This is a genomic window from Mesorhizobium sp. B2-5-7 (assembly GCF_006440875.1).
Classification (GTDB): Bacteria; Pseudomonadota; Alphaproteobacteria; order Rhizobiales; family Rhizobiaceae; genus Mesorhizobium; species Mesorhizobium australicum.
In genome coordinates this window covers 21,629-38,012 of the sequence record NZ_VFUO01000010.1, presented here as the reverse complement: position 1 = coordinate 38,012, position 16,384 = coordinate 21,629, and the positions used below count along the sequence as shown (strand labels likewise).

The following is a 16,384-nucleotide window of genomic DNA, read 5'->3' as shown; positions in this document are numbered from 1 at the left end:
GTCCTATATCCATAATGAAATCACCGCAGACATGTTGCCGATTTCACGGGACGACGCTGCGTACTTCGTGGACGTGTTCCTGATGCATCATGTCATTGGATTGGCTGTCGCAGCAGACGAAGAGGCCGCTGATATCCCGGCCGTGACCTCGCCGGAGGTGGCTGGACCTGCCTGCTGCAATCTCGCGGGCAGCGCAATCAATACAGCGGTCTATTGTAGCAGACGCTTTATGAAGGCGAACCTCGACGATCTCGTGCGGCGCTGCGCCGGCCCGACCCGCCGATTCAAGCGGAGTGGTGCTGAGGTTGCAGGAAAATGCCCCCCGCAGGACTCCTGGAGGGCAGGCACGGGCTGGGTGCCGTGCTCGTGGGCTGGAGGCGCGTCACAGCGGCGCAGGCCCCGCACCCGGAGGGCGTCATGACGATGACGGAGGCCGCCCCCCTTCCTTGGAGTCCATCACTACACCCTGAGATTCCTGGTGGATTCGGGATACGTCGAAACGACCTCGTGAGAGGGAAACTGGGCGCAAGAACACTCGGGCCGAATTCACTACGGCCGTGGCAGCACGGCCGCTCCAGAACGATTTCGTCCAAGCCAGGAACGGGCCAGGAGACTGGGACGCGGTTCGAGTCCTTGCCCCCGGCTCTCGGAAGCAGGATTTAACCCTGCGATCCGCACCTCGATGGGGAACAGTCGCAAAGTGCAACCGAAGCTTTTGAGCAAGTGCTCACGGCTGAAATCGGAATCCGCCGGGGACTATGGATGTATCTTCGGCACGGCGACTTCAAAGGAACCGCCTCGTTATGGGCCAAAACGTTTGTGATGACGTAAAGGTCAGGCCAGAGTTGCCACTCCCCGCACGCGGTGTCCCTCAGAGGCGCCTTTCGCGACCAGAATCGTCTGATCTTTTGTCGGAACCCTGACAAAGCCGTGTCGTTGCAAACAGACAGAAGCGGAGACTAAGAGCCAATATAGTGAACTAAACCGACTCTTTGAATTGGCTTGGCTCTTGCATTTTGAATCGGCGTTCATTCCGCAACGGAGCCGTTCGATGTCCGGAGCCCGACCAGAGCGACACCCTTCGACCATTTCCTGTTGCGGAACGAGCGGCGTTATTTCCGAGCCGATTGCATACGAAGTAATTGCTAAAATCTTTAAATCAATCTCACAGGAGGAGAAATGGCTGACGAATTCATCTACGACGAAAATTGGTCGGCAATGTATGAGCTACTTACATTGCTGCGAGGTAAGAATGATGAGGTCGGCGAGACTGTCGCCTTTCTTCAGCGATTTTCCAGCGGAGGGAGTGCTCTTGAACTCGGCATTGGCGACGGACGCGTGGCGGTGCCGTTGAGCGAGCGAGGCGTCAAGGTCGAAGGTATCGACAATTCGGACAGCATGTTGAACCTTCTCGCCAAGCGTACTGGCCTGATTAAGTTTTGGAAGGCAGATATTTCAAGATTTAGATCGGAGCACCGCTACAACTTGGTGTATTGCGTTTGGAATACATTCACGCAGGCCGTCACGCGCGAAGCGCAAATAGCTTGCCTCCGATCTGCCGTGGAGGCGTTAGATGATGGAGGGAATTTGGTGATAGATGTAGGCGTGCCGCCCTTGGATGGTTTCGTCAACGGCCAGAAAATTTCCACGCTCGTTGTGGATCATGAGAATACGATCATCGCTGCTGATGTGCACGATCCGCTAACCCAAAAATTGGTCTCAACCCTCCTCTGGTTTTCTGGTACGTCGGTCAAACGATTGCCCAATCGCGTTCGTTACGTCTATCATCAGGAACTCGATACCATGGCCGAATGCGTAGGGCTCAAGCTGGCGGAGCGTTGGGGAGATTGGGCAGGAGGTGCGTTCACCGAACAGTCCAAACGTCATATCTCTGTTTACCGCCGAGCGACGACCGGTCTATAAAATGAGTTATCTCCAACTAATGTAAGGCAACCCCCCCCCGGGCGGGTGATAAAGCCTGGCAGAGCCTCATTGAAACGACCGTGAGGTTGATGTGAGCGGAACAAGCGAGCTTGGCGGCATAAGAGTCTATGATCGGTTCTACCTATTCGCAATATGGTCTGTAGGAGTCAGCAGCGCGAAGCGCGAACGTGCATCAGCGAACAAGCGCGGCTCACGAACTCCGATGCCTTAACAACTCGATCGCGCGCCGAACGACCTCGCTGGCTTCCTGCAAGCACTTGACCACCTGACGCCGAAGGCCACTTCGATCGGAAAGTGCTGTCAGCATAATTCGGCCGTCGGCAATCGCCAATGCGCACGCATGGCTCGCACAGGTCTTCAAAGCGCATCGGCGATGGAAGGCCCAACAGCGATGTCCATGCCTTCAGTGAAATGACCAAATCTGAACGGCGTCAGCTTCGCGCTCACAGATCAACGGGAGGGTCCAATTACATCCTGTTCTGGCTGCTGAGCGCCAGCGAGCCAAATGGGGCGATCCTCCAATGCTGTTTCCTTTGCAAGCCGTTTGCACAACGTTTGCCAGAGGGGATCGCCGGCGAATGCTGGCAAGCTGCCCCATGCCTCCCTCAAAGGTATCTCGCCATAGCAGTCGATTAACCGCCCAAAATCGCAGCCAAGCTGGGTCATAAGACTGAACGGATCGATTCGACCCGGCGAGATCGTGCGATGCCCCCACAGACTCGGCTCTTGGTCAGACCCCAGCGAGACGGACAAGCTACTATTTGCAGGTGACGGAAACTCAGAGAGAGTAGACAGCAAGGCATAGCGCATAATCGGATAGTAAACGATCTGGCGACTGCCGCCGAGCACCCGCACTCCAGGGAGTATCGATGTTACAAAGAATGACAGGAGCATACTGGGTATGATTTCATGCTCGTTCAACGATTGGAGAAGCGCGTCAGGTGCGCACTGTACAGAGAAGGTCCCGCTTTCGTTCAAAAACAGGCCATCGCGCAGCCGCAGGGGAAATATGCGCCCCCCTAAAAAATGCCAAAAGAAGTCGGTTGTCGTCTTTGCCCAGCCGGCCCATTGGCCGCAATCAAACGACACGAAATGATTGAGCAGCCTCTTCGCAAAAGAGCTTGGTCCAAACAGCGTTGACGAAAGCCACGATGACGGGTCGCGAAGATGCTGGGCGACTAGGTCGCCCACGTCCAAATCATCGAACTGCAACAACTGTAGATCCGATGCGAAGAAACGGCGCCAGAGGCTCTGATTGGCTGTCTTGATAGCATCGGCGGCCGAGAGAAACTCATCATCGGGCAGGGCTCTTTTCAATTGCGCGGCCAGTTGGCTCGCGATCCTCGTCTGTTTGGCGCTCGTCAGAGCAAAGCGCTGCGGCGCATGACGTCCGCAAACACTGAGTCGACCCATTTTTCTGTTTGACAGCCCGAAGAGATTGAAGTGCTGACCTCCAAGCCGCAGCCAACCGGGGCCTTTCTTGTCGCTTTCTTGGAATTTTACAGTTGAACTCGAATGAGTCACATACCAGCTGTCTTTATGGGAGCGCAGCCCCATGGCACTAAAGATATGCGTGTAGAACGCATCGGGTTCAAAAGCCAGGTAACAGTGTGGGCCGGTCTGAATGACCGGTCGGCTTCGAAGCTGTGCACCGAGTTTTTCAATCTGCTGATGCCCATAGCCCAGACGAGAGGCACAATCTGCAAGTCGTAACTCCATCTGCTCTAGAGCATGCATACGGACAGGATCGGCGGCGGCGGGCTTAGCGTCATAAGCGGCATGCGCATACGCACGTGTCGGAAGCGTCGAGTAACGCGAGATGTGTGGCATAAGCCAAACCAATGCTTCAGCGACGGGTTTTGGAGATGGCGATTTCATAACACGTCATCCGGTGGGCTGTTGGGCTACCGTTTTGCTTGGTGGACAGATGAGAATACCGACTGTCCAAACCACGACGATGACAACTCCGAAATACGGGAGCCCGGCCGAGGGCAACAGCGTATCGCCGGCAAGTGCAGTCAAACCATACACAACCAATCCAAACCCCGTTGCAAGGGTTTGGATGCGCGCTGGCCGATCGACGGGAACCGCAATAAAGCCGACTGCGCCGCTGGTAACAATTGGATCATCCTTCCCGACAAAGTAATGAGGTGACTGTCTGTACGCTGTTGGTTTCAAGAAGCGCGAGCCATGTCGCGGACATGAAATACGAGTACCTGCCGATATTGGAGGCAAGCCACTGGCCAAGAATGTACTGGTCGTAACAATGGCATTTTAGGACGCGTTGGTCGTTGGCCGGCTTCGCTCAGCTTCCGGACGCTGCCAGGCGGCGGAACGGCGGGGGTTCGAAGGCCAATCCCGGCAGCGAAGCCGGGGTTTCTGTATAGACGTATTCATTTGGAATGCAGGGTGGGGCCATCGCCGAAATTACACGCCGAAGATTGTCCGCGTTGTTGCTAGCGGCAAGTGTGTAGAAATTGCCAGAATTCCATGTCACGCATCCGTATTTGAAGTGCGCGGCCACCGACTCTGACATTTCAGATAGCGTCGTCTCATTGAGGTTCATTTGCTTAAGAATGGATTCAGTTTTCTTTTTGATATCATCCTGAGTGAAGAAGCGCGCTTTATATCCGTAGTCTTTCTGGAGCTCCCGGCTCAAGTATGAGATGTCGTCGTCTTGCCGAAATTTTTCGAAGAAGAAGAATATCCCACCGTCTTTCAAGTGACGTTTCACAAAGCCAATCTGCGCCTTTCGATTGGGCGAATACATTTGAAATGTGGTGTCCTCCAAGATGATGTCGAATCCGTCGGCAAAGTGCCTGAGCGCCAACGTCCCAACCATTCGGCTCCGGGTCAAGTGATGAAATGGGCCGAGGAAGAATGTTGCATGCGCGGGCCGTCCGTGCAGAAAGAAGCTTTCCTCGTTTTCCTTATTGGGACTGCATGAAAGGGTCTGAATCTTGCCGTTACCCAGCTGGGCAAGCGTTCGAGCGAGTGTGCCTTCGGCGGCCCCCAGCAGATAGAACCGAGCCGGGAGGGTCTCATCCGCGATAGCGTCTGCATATCGCAAGAAGGCATCGCCAACTCGAACCTCCTCCTCAAGACGATAAGGAATGCTGGCATGATAGTGAGGGTCGAAGCGGCCCCAGATCTGGCGATGCGCGCCGGTGAAGCTTTGCAGCGACGCATCCCCTTGGAAAAGGCGCGCATCAACGCTCGGAACTTTGATCGGGGCTCCTGATCGCCCTGCTGCGGTCGCCGAAAAGAAATCGGCCATTTCATTCAATCGTGGTGCCTTATCGCAGTCCTTGAAAAAGTCTCCCACCCGCTGTTCCATTCCGCTCTTCCCAAGTGAATTGTTCGACGCACAGCTCCGGTACTTCGCGCATGGCTCCGTCACTAGACGCATCCGAGGCAGGCCGGCTTCGCCATAGTTATATCACATCACAATAAGTACTAATGTAAAAGTTAAGCTAAAATCAAATATAGGTCGCGACTTGGAAACAACACACTCTGGACATTAATTAACAATCTGCGCAAGGAGTGTTAGACTTAGTCCGCAGACCTCAAAATTGGATGTGCACATGAGTTACTCACGCGTTGACCGGTATCGCCTGGTCGAGCTTGCCGGTCCCGGGCAATGATCACGTTGTCGCCAACATGGGGTGATCGCTTTGATCTCCCGCGTCAGCATCCTCCGCGTTGAAGCACTGATTGAGCTCGACACCGGAGAAGCGACCGGCGCCTGCATCGCCGACAATCCCAGCATGTTGACCCGTTATCAGCATGCGACCCAAACAGGCGGAGCGGTAGCCGAGTCTGCCCGGTAAAAGGTCCGGTCAGAGGTCGTATATTCAATACTGGATCGTGATGGCCTGTGCTCACGGGGGATCAGGTAACGTTAGCATCACCAGCCCCCCTGCAGCCGCCCTGTCAGCAGAACCTTCACACATGAACCAAGAGCCGCTTGTCGCTTGCCCTGAACTTCATGTCGAAACCAAATCGATCGACCCAGATTTATCGCCTCTCAAATAATATCTCCGCCCAGATTCGACCGGCATAGGTACTCGTAGAGGGTGAAAAGCCGTTCGCCAATGACTCTTCCGCTCCCTAGAAGAGATGAGAAATTTCCCAAATTGGGCGACAAAATATGAGGTCATTCCATGGCAGAGGCCAGAACTGTGAACGGTAACTTGGTGTTCTACCGGGTCCAGAGCGCTTGGGTCTAGATAATCATAGCTCCTGAAAAGCACGGTTGGCGAGAGACATACCGGATCGTGTAGCGTCTGGATCACCGAGAAATATGAACGTTCAGCAAACAGGTTAAATCCCGAAAGATCAAATCCGCATTGGTTAAAGACGGAATTTTCCTCAAAGGCTTGCACGTCGGTGCAGAGGAACCCGAATTGCTGAATCCGATATGGCATCACTACTGTAGCAGGACTGGCGATTTGGCGGATGTCTTCCGCTATCGATTCATATCCCTCACCAACTACCCCAGAATCCAATGTTTCCGTAAAAATTATGTCAGGCGCCGAAGGAAGGTCGCCGTCCAGAATTGCTTGCCTTGAGGACTTTGCAATCACCGCGATGCGATCCTGCAAATCGTTGTTCCGGATAATCTCCCGCGCCGCCTCAGCAATTCGCTCATCCATCTCGCATGTGAATACCTTTCGGGCGCCATGCCTGGCGAAGAGCATCGCCGGAAGGCCAGCCCCGGTCCCGATTTCCACGACGGTCTTTCCTCTGAGATTACAGGATGCAATGGCCGCCTCTATTGCTGCATTTCGTGCGGAGTCGCGCATCATTCTGAAATGCCAGTTGGGAACCTGGGAATCTGCGTGAGCGCGGGATGGGATTTCGTGCATTTTTAATACCCTCTAAACCCCTATGGTGGGTGAATAAAAGCCAACGATCTCATCGCGAACAGCGATCGAGGGCGTCGCGCGCATTGTAGGGCTGCCTGTCAATCCTCTGAGACGAGCGAATGAGTGTTGCAGCTTGCGAAGGGGAAGCAGCAAGAATGGTGCCAAGGCACGCAAGCGCTAGAGACCCGGCCTGCCAATTCCGTCGCCTACAAAGAGTGCGTGAGTCTGCACCAGTTTTGGGAATGCGCCGGGTACCTGAACTCAGTGCCGATTTGTCGAATCCCCGACACGGTCATCTTTCGGCCTGAGTTCCTTAGCTGGTAGTCGCCCCGAGCCTCGAGCGTGTCGCCGAATACTCCGTCGCTTTACCCGGAGAGAAAGCGTGGCGGCGCGACAATCACGATCGAGGGGAAAGCACGAGTTCTGTTTGTCGTCTAGACGTCTGGGGTAACAAGGGGGGTTGAATGACCTACCTGCAATCCCGGTACCAGCGCAGCGACATACAGGAAAGCCCGGCATCGATCCTCTCGATCTCGGCGGTCTTCAGAGGCACGACCTTGTAACTCGCCTTTTCGAGCATCTCAATCGTGCGCGGGTAGCCCGCGCTGACCATGACGATGTCGTTGACGCGCAGCACGTTCGCCGCAGGCTCTTCGCCTTCCGGGACGATGAACTGGCGGAATTCCTTGAATACGGAAGCCTTCGCGAGGGCAGCGGTCGAAATCACGGTTTCATCGTCGAGCAGCGAGGAGGCCGTCTTGAAATGCAGAACGCCTTTCGGAGTCTCGGCAATCTGGGCCTTCCCGCCGAGTTGCTCGATACAGGAGACAAGGGCCTCTGCCCCGGCCTTGTCGGTGCGATCGGAAAGGCCTATCAGGACGCTATTTGGGGTGTACATGATATCCCCGCCGTCCGCTTGTCCCGGGGTAGGGAGTTCTAGCACGGTGTCGAACATATCGCGCAGGATCGGCGCGATCTCCGCGGTCTCGGCGACCCGGCTTGGCGTGCCGGGACGGAGCAGGATGGCGCCCCCGGTGAAAACGAGCGCCGGGTCTTCGACAAACAGGGAGTCTGGAAAGGCCTCAAGAGACGGCAGGACGCTCACTTCGACACCTGCATGCCGCAAGGCCGCAACGTATGCGTCGTGCTCGCCCTTGACGCCTTCATAGGTAGGACCGCCCCGATCATCGGCGCGTAGGCCGTTGACGACCGAGATCGAGGGTTCGCGAACGATTGCCGAGTTGAACTGATAGACCGATCTGGTTTGCGACATTTCCAATCCTATTTGTCAGTAGTGTTTCGCTGTGCGGCTTGCTTGGGCGGTGAATGACGTCTGTGCGGGCTGCGCCCTGCGCTTCGACAGGTGAATCCCTGCAAGCATGCACCGGACCGATCCACCCGCGAGTTCGATTGTCGAGACATCGAACGGCAATAGTCGCGCGGACTGCTCGATTGCCGATATCTGCTTCGCCTGCAGCGCCGCATGTGCTCGCCCGGAAATGGCAACAATGCGACCATCCGTGCCCTCCAGTTCAATGGCATTGCCGGCGAAGTCTTCGATCTGCTCGATCGAAAGCTCCACGATCTGACGACCGGTTTCCTCCAACCTCGCGACGACTTCCCGCCGCCGCCAGGGATCAGGGATCGACTGCGCCCCTAACAACGCGAAATCGGTGCCGACGCACATCAGGACATTGGTGTGATAGACCGCCTTGCCGCTGCGATCGACTGCGTCAAAGATCATTGGCTCGAAATTGAAGTGCGTGCAGAACCGTTCGAGCGCAACCTCGTTTGCCCTGTTGGAACGCACCACGTAGGCGACACGGGCAATGTGGTCGAGCACCATCGCACCGGTCCCTTCGAGGAAGACCCCGTCCTTCTCGAGGCCGGAATAATCGATGACATCCTGAACCCGGTACTCAGCCTTGAGCATCTCGATGATGTCGGTCCGGCGCTCTTGCCTTCGATTCTCCGAGTACATCGGATAGATCGCGACATGCCCGCCAGAATGGGTCGAAAACCAGTTGTTCGGAAAGACGGAGTCGGGTGTTGCGGCCGACTCATCCTCATAGAGGTGGACAGTGATCCCGGCCTCAGCGAGGCCGTCCGCCATACGCGTGGCTTCTTGATATGCCAGAGCGACCAGATCATCCGGCTTCCGCGTTTCATCGCGCACCTGGAACGTATTGTCTGCCGCAGTGACCGGATTCGGCGTGAAGTGATGAGGGCGGATCATCACGACGGCCCTCGGCGCCTGCATGGATACTTTGCTCATCCCAATGCACCGCTCAGCCGCACTGGAGCCGGTTGGGCGGCGCGCAGGATCATGCCGTACAAGTCGCGGGGTTCATCCGGGTCGGCGAGGAGATCGAGTTCTTCGTAGAGTCCGGTGTCCTTGAGGCGGTCGCGCACATAGCGCAGGGCCGAAAAATCCTCGATCGCGAAGCCCACGGAATCGAACAAAGTGATTTGGCGCTCGTCGCGGCGGCCGGGCTCGTTGCCGGCGATCACCTGCCAGAGCTCGACCACCAAGTGCTCGGGCGCGAGCTGTTGGATTTCGCCTTCGATGCGGGTCTGTGGGGCGTATTCCACGAAGATGTCGGAGCGCAGAAGAATGTCGCGGTGCAGTTCGGTCTTGCCTGGACAGTCGCCGCCGACCGCGTTGATGTGGACGCCGGGGCCAACCATGTTGTCTGTAAGGATGGTGGCACACTGCTTGTCGGCGGTGACGGTGGTAATGATATCGGCGCCTTCCACGGCCTCCTGCGAGGAGGCGCAGGCGGTGATGTCCAGGCCGATGCCGGCGAGGTTCTTCGCGCAGCGGCGCGTGGCAGCAGGATCGACGTCGTAGAGGCGCAGTCGATCGACGCCGACGATGGCCTTGAAGGCGATCGCCTGGAACTCGGACTGTGCGCCGTTGCCGATGATCGCCATGGTGCGAACGCCCTTCGGCGCGAGATGCTTCGCCGCGACCGCCGACATGGCCGCGGTGCGGAGCGCGGTGAGGATGGTCATCTCCGTGAGCAGCATTGGATAGCCGCTTCCGACATCGGCCAGAACGCCGAAGGCGGTGACGGTCTGGCGGCCGGAGCGCGTGTTCTTGGGATGGCCGTTGACATATTTGAAGCCGTAGGTTTCGCCGTCGCTCGTCGGCATCAGCTCGATGACGCCGTCCACGCTGTGGGACGCCACACGCGGCGTCTTGTCGAACAGCTCCCAGCGGCCGAAGTCTTCCTCGATATAGCCGGCGAGGTCGGTCAGGAAGCGCTCCACGCCGATCGTCAGAACCAGCTTCATCATATTGTCCACGCTCACGAAGGGAACGATGTTTAGCTTCTCGGGCATGGTTCAGTGGTTCCTTGTCGGGCGGTCCATGATGCGGCGGCCCATTAGACTGGCGGTGAGGTCGACCATCAGGATCGCGGTGCGGCCGCGCTCGTCGAGGAAGGGGTTGAGCTCGACGAGATCGAGGCTGGTGACGAGGCCGGAATCGTGCAGCATCTCCATCACCAGATGCGCCTCGCGGAAGGTCGCCCCGCCCGGCACGGTCGTGCCCACGGCCGGGGCGATTGACGGGTCTAGGAAATCGACGTCCAGGCTGACATGAAGCATGCCGTCCTCAGCCAGGATGCGCTGGAGAAAAGCGCGTAGCAGAGGAGCGATCCCGTGCTCGTCGATCATGCGCATGTCGTGGACTGTCACCCCGGCGAGTTTCAGCGCCTCACGCTCGGCCGGATCGACGCTGCGCACACCAAGCGTGCAGATGCGCGCCGGATCGACCGCAGCTGGCAGGTCTGGGAAATAGCCGTGAAAGCCTTTTTGCCCGCTGGCGTAGGCGAGCGGGACGCCGTGCAAGTTGCCGCTGACCGTAGTGTCGAGCGTGTGAAAGTCCGGGTGGGCATCCAGCCAAAGCACGAAGAGCGGCCGGCCCAACTCCTTGGCACGACGGGCAACTCCGGACAGCGTGCCGGCAGAGATACTGTGATCGCCGCCGAGAAAGATCGGCATTGCTTCTCGGCTCGCCGCATAGGCAGCTTCGGCGATCGCTCCGGTCCACGCCGAGACCTGCGGCAGCGCCTTCAGGCCGAGGTTCTCATGCGCCACGGGCGGAAGCGGTCCGGGCGCGACCGCCCCTGCGTCCTCCACTTCATGGCCGAGTTCCGTCAGCGCCTGCGCGAGTCCCGCGGCGCGCAACGCGCTCGGTCCCATATCACAGCCCATGCGTCCGGCCCCGTCCTGGACCGCCGCGCCAACGATCCTACACAGCATGTCGCCGCTCCCTATTGCTGCTGGCAGCGCGCTGGTTCGGCGCGTCACCCCACTCGAACCGGGATGCGAGCCTCGATACGGCTGAAAATCCATACGAGCAATCCCGTGAGAACCATGTATGTCAATGCAAGCAGAAGCAATGGCTCGTATATCACCAATGTATCCTGGCGAACGCGAGCTGAAACTGCATAAAGGTCGACAACCGTGATAGTAGCGACGAGCGGTGTCGATTTGAGTTGCATTACTGTTTCACCGGCCAACGTGGGCAACGCCTTGTGGATTGCCTGCGGCAACCAGACCCGGCGAAAAAGCTTCCAGCGGTTCATACCGAAAGCGCGTCCCGCCTCGAGCTGGCCGCTCGGCACGCCGGCAAAAGCACCGCGCATAACCTCGCCTACATAGCCTGCGAAGGACAGCGTTAGAGCCAGTACAGCGTATGGCCACGCCTGGCGAACGAGAGGCCAGATATCGGATTCGCGAATCCATGGATATTGCGGGAAGAGCGAGCCAAGCCCGTAATAGAGCAGCCAAATTTGCAGAAGCAACGGTGTGCCTCGAATGACGGTGCAGAAAGCTTTCGCTGGAAGACTGAGCCAACTAGGGCCCACTACTTGAGCGAGCCCAAGTGGCAATGCCAGAACGAAGCCGAAGACGCAGGTCACGATGAGGATCCAGATCGAACGCCATAAACCAGCAATCGCAAGCATGTAGTAGTCGGCCAACCAGTCCCAACGCATGAAGACGGCTGCTGCGGTGATCAAGACAAGGCCGATCACGATCAATACGACGCGGTGTGGCTCCAACCGTGCGAATGGGCGGCAGTTTGCCGCAACAGTCGTGAAATAGGCCATCAGCGGCTCTCCGCTATCGGCTGCCGGCCGCGCCTTGCCCAATGCTCGACCCGTCCGATGAGGACGTTGGAGATCAAAGTGAGCAGTAGATAAAGCACGCCAGCGGCCATGAAGAAGGTGAAATAGGCCTTTGTAGTGCCCGCAGCCTGCCGTGTTTCCAGAGTCAGTTCATTGAAGCCCACAACGGCCAGAAGTGCTGTGCCTTTGAACGCAACCAGCCAGAGATTTGCGAGACCCGGGATCGCGAAGGGCAGCATCGCCGGCAGAGTAATGCGTCGCATCAGCATCCTTGGGTTCATACCAAAGGCTCGCCCGGCCTCGATTTGGCCTTGCGGCACCGCGAGGATCGCGCCGCGCAGCACCTCCGTTGCGTACGCGCCCTGTACGAAGCCGAGCGCAACGATGCCTGCCATCGGCCCGCTGACGTCGATCCGTCCGTAACCGAGAGTTTCCAGGAGGCGGTTGATCAGGTCCGGAACCGCGAAATAGATAAGCAGAATTAGCACAAGTTCCGGTACCGCGCGGATGAGGGTGGTGTAGACTTGAAGCAAGTCGCGGCGCACAGGTCCGCCGTAAAGCTTGCCAAAAGCACCGCCAATGCCAATAACCAATCCCAAGGCGAATGCGCCGACACCGATCCCAATTGAATTAATGAATCCGCGAACCAGATTTCCGCCCCAGCCAGGCGGCGTAGGTGCAAGCAACTCGAACATGCTGGTCTGCGCCAGCGACAAAAAGACAGAATCGGTCAAGAACGCCTCCACCTTGAGGATTGACCCTCGCCAAGAGCCTGCCGTTCACTGGTGCGTGACGAAGGAGGCCGCCTGCCTCCGACTCAACAGGCAGAAGTATTTCGAGGGTCTACGTAACAGGAGAATTTCGTCTGTCATTCGCCGTAAATGTCGAATGAGAAGTACTTTTTCGTAATTTCATTGTACTTCCCGTTCGCGCGAATCCCCTTGATTGCGGCGTTTATCTTTTCCTTGAGCATGGTGTCTCCCTTGCGCAGACCCGCGCCCGCGCCCGGCGCGAAAATCTCGGGGTCATTGGCAACCTTGCCCTTTATCTCGCAGCAGGCCTTACCCTGGTCAGTCTTCATGAATTGATCAATGGTAAGCGGGCTAGCCAGAATGGCGTCGATCCTGCCGGCGACCAAGTCCTGGTTGGCCTCATCCTGTGTCTGGTACGTCTTCATCTCGGCCAAGCTGTCTTTGAAATGCTTGCTGGCATAGACCTCGGCATTGGTCGAGACCTGAATACCGAGGATCCTGCCCTTGAGGCCCTCAGGGGTAGGATCCACTGCAACGCCCTTGGGACCGGCAATCGTGTACCCGTTATCGCTATAGTACTTGTCGGAGAAATCGATCGTCTTCTTGCGCTTCTCTGTGATTGACATCGAACTCATGATGACATCGATTTTCTTTGACGTCAGGGAAGGAATGATCCCGTCCCAGGCGACCGGAGTGATGACACAATCGAGTTTTGCCTCGGCGCAGATCGCATCAATGATCTCAATTTCCCAGCCGACCCATTTTCCAGAGGCGTCCAGGGACGAGAATGGAGGGTAGGGCTCGGCCGCGATTCCGACCTTCACCTGTTCAGCTTGCGCCATCAAAGTAGATGCGCAGAAGATTGCCGCTGCGGCCGTCAATTTGGAAAGTATTCTCATTGTTTTCCCCTATAAGTCAGATGGTTTAGTCTGTTTTTCAGGCGCTAGCCCACTCTGCGGATGAATTGTTGAAGCCGCTCCGATTTCGGAGATCCGAAGATTGCGTCTGGTGGCCCTTCTTCCTCGACGCGGCCCTCGTGGAGAAATACCACGCGGGTCGCGACCTCGCGGGCAAATTTCATTTCATGCGTGACCAGGATCATGGTGCGACCTTCGCGGGCCAAATCGCCGATTACGCCCAGAACCTCACCGATGAGTTCGGGATCGAGTGATGAAGTCGGTTCGTCGAAGAGCATCACGCGTGGCTGGACCGCGAGAGCGCGCGCGATCGCGCCGCGCTGCTGCTGTCCGCCGGATAAAAATGCCGGGTATACGTGCCGTTTTTCCAGAAGCCCCACTCTCGCAAGCAGTTTCTCGGCTTCGATGATCGCCATTTCACGCTTGACGCCAAGCACATGGACCGGAACCTCGATCACATTTTCGATCAAGGTCATGTGGGTCCAGAGATTGAAGCTCTGAAAGACCATGCCGAGCCGGGAACGTACACGTTCAATCTGCTTTCGGTCCGCCGGGAGGGTGCTGCCATTTCCGTCAGGCTTGAGACGTATTTCCTCGCCGTTCACCCTGATAACGCCGCTGGTGGGGTTTTCCAGGCAGTTGATGCAGCGAAGTAAAGTGGATTTGCCGGAGCCGCTGCCCCCGATAATCGCCACCACATCGCCGTCGCGCGCAGATAGCGAGACCCCCTTCAACACATGAAGGGCGCCAAACTTCTTGTGCAAGTCCTCGACATGGATCGCCTCCGCGGCCGTGTCCGTCACCGCGTGGCGAGGAATTGCCATGATCGTGGCCGTCATTGCTGTGCGCCTGTATCGCCGAGCACAACATGAAAGGGCGAGACCAACAGCACTGTTCTGAGCGCCTTCATTTCGTTTCCTCTATTTCTGCGCCAATGTCTCAGACATAGACGCGCGGGATGTGGTCGCGGAGCTGGGCATAGAGACCGATGAGGTCCGTGCCCCATTGAGCGGCGACTTCCTCGTGAGTGATGGTCTGGTGCGCTTGCTGTCCGAGCAGGAGCACTTGGTCGCCAAATCTTGCATCAGGCACGTCCGTCAGATCGATGCGCAGGTGCTCGAGATGCGCGGGAGGGAGCAGGCGCGCGCGCTGCCCCCTCACCAGCGCCTCGGCCTGGGCTGGCACGTGACGCGGAAGGCCATCCCCCCACCCCATACCTAGGACGCCGATGGTCATTCCCGACCGAAAACCGGGTATGTCTGGTATAGGACCGAGAGAAGCGTCGATCCGCTTGACGGAAACGAGGCATGTCGAAATGGCCTTGAGCGCCGGCCGCAGGGTGACGGCCCGCATGGGTCGATCCGTCTCGGGAAGACCGATAAACAGGGCCCCGGGATCGACGGCATCGAGATCCATCGCGGGATGCCGAAGCACACCGGCAGTACTCGACATCATAATGATCGGGGGACGGGTGCCGGACGCCTCGGCATCCTGTAGAATCCGCTGCAGGCGGGAAAATTGCTCGCTAGCATCCGAAGTCACTGATGTGGGCAGCTCGCTGAGATGGGCGTAGAGCCCCTGTACTTCAACGTCGTTGCAGACGTGCGCGGCTGCGAGAAGCCGGCCTATCTCCTGCGGCGTGGCCCCAGCCCTGAAGAACCCGAGATCCGCCTTGACGAAAATACGGGTGACGCTCATGGCGGCGCGCCAGGACTCCAGCTCATTGAGGCTGGAAACGGTAACGGTGAGTCCGAGCGCTTCAATTGTTTTCGCCGATGTCGGTAGGGGACCGGGATAAAGCAAAACCGGGAGATCGATGCCCATTTCCCGGATGGCCATAGCATCGGGCAAGGTTGCGACAGCAAAGCCGTCAGCCCCCTCTGTTGCCAGTGTGCGGGCGACAGGTCCCGCTCCACAGCCATATCCATTGCGCTTTAAGCAGGCGAAAATCTTCACTGTCCGGGGAAGATGCCTACGCAGCTGACGGTAATTGTGCCTGATCGCGCCGAGGTCGATCTCGTAGCAGGCCTCCCGGGACGCCGCCTTTTTGCTCTGCACCGTCGCAATAGACGTTAACGCGCACATAGGTTCTGACGTTTTTCCCAACCGCTTTTTATTGCTTGTTTGCATGCGAAACGATGCGAGGAATCGCCAAAACCGTCAATTTATTAAGTTTTTGTGACACCCTATTAATTTTACTGATATGGCCACACACACGAGGCAGGCAAATGGCTGGATGACGCTCCGCGATGCAGGGCTGCTGCCTGGCAGGCCTGATCAGCAGCCTGCAAGCATCTTTGAGCGACGGCTTGCCGACACCTTGCTTGTTCCTCATTATGGACGCGGCGCTTCGGGCCCGCCTGGCCGGGTCATCCAGCCAGGCGGTGCTGTGGGCGATCAGAATGGACTGGGGGCTGCGCTAGGTGCTGGTGGTCGAGCTGGCTACGGGAGTGACAGCACCATTACAGGCGCGGGTTCACGACAGGGCTCAAGCAGCGCGGACTTGCCAATGTCGAGTTCGCGGTCTCCGACGGCCATCCGGCCCTCAGGGCGCGTTCAGGAAGTGCGGCCCCAACGGATAGCATGTGCACGACTTAGCCTAGCGCTGTGGTTCGCCAAGCGGAAAACCAAAAACTCGAAGCTTGGCGCAGAGCTGGGGTGAGAAATTCATGAGAGGTGGCCGAGGCGAACCGCTACTTCAATACGGACCATTTGCGCGAGCGCAGAGAAGGAAAGGCCTGGGGACATTCATCGCTTGAACGCGC

The 16,384-nt window shown here is 57.6% G+C and carries 13 protein-coding genes; 1 reads left to right on the top strand and 12 read right to left on the bottom strand.

What is annotated here, in order from left to right:
* The first annotated feature begins 1,179 nt into the window (after window positions 1–1,179).
* Window positions 1,180–1,923, top strand: coding sequence for a class I SAM-dependent methyltransferase (locus FJ543_RS29615; protein ID WP_064993335.1), 744 nt, complete (start codon window positions 1,180–1,182; stop codon window positions 1,921–1,923).
* Between the two features lie 471 nt (window positions 1,924–2,394).
* On the opposite strand, the gene FJ543_RS29610 is transcribed toward FJ543_RS29615, so the two are convergent.
* The 12 genes from FJ543_RS29610 to alr all read right to left on the bottom strand — a co-directional run bounded on the left by FJ543_RS29610 (window position 2,395) and on the right by alr (window position 15,749).
* Window positions 2,395–3,822, bottom strand: a complete 1,428-nt coding sequence (locus FJ543_RS29610) for a hypothetical protein (protein ID WP_064993334.1) — start codon at window positions 3,820–3,822, stop codon at window positions 2,395–2,397.
* A gap of 427 nt (window positions 3,823–4,249) precedes the next feature.
* On the bottom strand, window positions 4,250–5,281 hold the full coding sequence (locus FJ543_RS29605; RefSeq protein ID WP_064993333.1) for a class I SAM-dependent methyltransferase: 1,032 nt from the start codon (window positions 5,279–5,281) through the stop codon (window positions 4,250–4,252).
* A 649-nt stretch (window positions 5,282–5,930) separates the two neighbouring features.
* Window positions 5,931–6,812, bottom strand: coding sequence for a 50S ribosomal protein L11 methyltransferase (locus FJ543_RS29600; protein WP_064993332.1), 882 nt, complete (start codon window positions 6,810–6,812; stop codon window positions 5,931–5,933).
* Window positions 6,813–7,281: 469 nt separating this feature from the next.
* Window positions 7,282–8,085 (bottom strand): arginine deiminase family protein, encoded by an 804-nt coding sequence (locus tag FJ543_RS29595; protein WP_064993331.1) that lies wholly within the window; start codon window positions 8,083–8,085, stop codon window positions 7,282–7,284.
* Window positions 8,086–8,100: 15 nt separating this feature from the next.
* The gene (locus FJ543_RS29590; protein ID WP_064993330.1) at window positions 8,101–9,087 is read right to left on the bottom strand and encodes an arginine deiminase-related protein; all 987 of its coding nucleotides are present in this window, start codon (window positions 9,085–9,087) and stop codon (window positions 8,101–8,103) included.
* A complete protein-coding gene (locus FJ543_RS29585) occupies window positions 9,084–10,157 on the bottom strand; it encodes an ornithine cyclodeaminase (protein WP_064993329.1) in 1,074 nt (357 codons plus the stop codon). The genes FJ543_RS29590 and FJ543_RS29585 overlap by 4 nt, the downstream gene beginning before the upstream one ends.
* 3 nt (window positions 10,158–10,160) lie before the next feature.
* Window positions 10,161–11,081 carry an arginase gene (gene rocF / locus FJ543_RS29580; RefSeq protein WP_064993328.1) on the bottom strand — a complete coding sequence of 307 codons (921 nt, stop codon included), beginning with the start codon at window positions 11,079–11,081 and terminating at the stop codon, window positions 10,161–10,163.
* A gap of 44 nt (window positions 11,082–11,125) precedes the next feature.
* On the bottom strand, window positions 11,126–11,932 hold the full coding sequence (locus tag FJ543_RS29575; protein WP_064993358.1) for an ABC transporter permease: 807 nt from the start codon (window positions 11,930–11,932) through the stop codon (window positions 11,126–11,128).
* Window positions 11,932–12,645 (bottom strand): ABC transporter permease, encoded by a 714-nt coding sequence (locus tag FJ543_RS29570; RefSeq protein ID WP_198327675.1) that lies wholly within the window; start codon window positions 12,643–12,645, stop codon window positions 11,932–11,934. The genes FJ543_RS29575 and FJ543_RS29570 overlap by 1 nt, the downstream gene beginning before the upstream one ends.
* 173 nt (window positions 12,646–12,818) lie before the next feature.
* Complete coding sequence (locus FJ543_RS29565; RefSeq protein ID WP_064993327.1) at window positions 12,819–13,601, bottom strand: transporter substrate-binding domain-containing protein; 783 nt, start codon at window positions 13,599–13,601, stop codon at window positions 12,819–12,821.
* A 44-nt stretch (window positions 13,602–13,645) separates the two neighbouring features.
* Entirely contained in the window at window positions 13,646–14,458 is an 813-nt protein-coding gene (locus FJ543_RS29560; RefSeq protein ID WP_064993326.1) for an ABC transporter ATP-binding protein, read from the bottom strand.
* 100 nt (window positions 14,459–14,558) lie between these two features.
* The gene (gene alr / locus FJ543_RS29555; protein ID WP_224655959.1) at window positions 14,559–15,749 is read right to left on the bottom strand and encodes an alanine racemase; all 1,191 of its coding nucleotides are present in this window, start codon (window positions 15,747–15,749) and stop codon (window positions 14,559–14,561) included.
* Window positions 15,750–16,384: the final 635 nt, after the last annotated feature.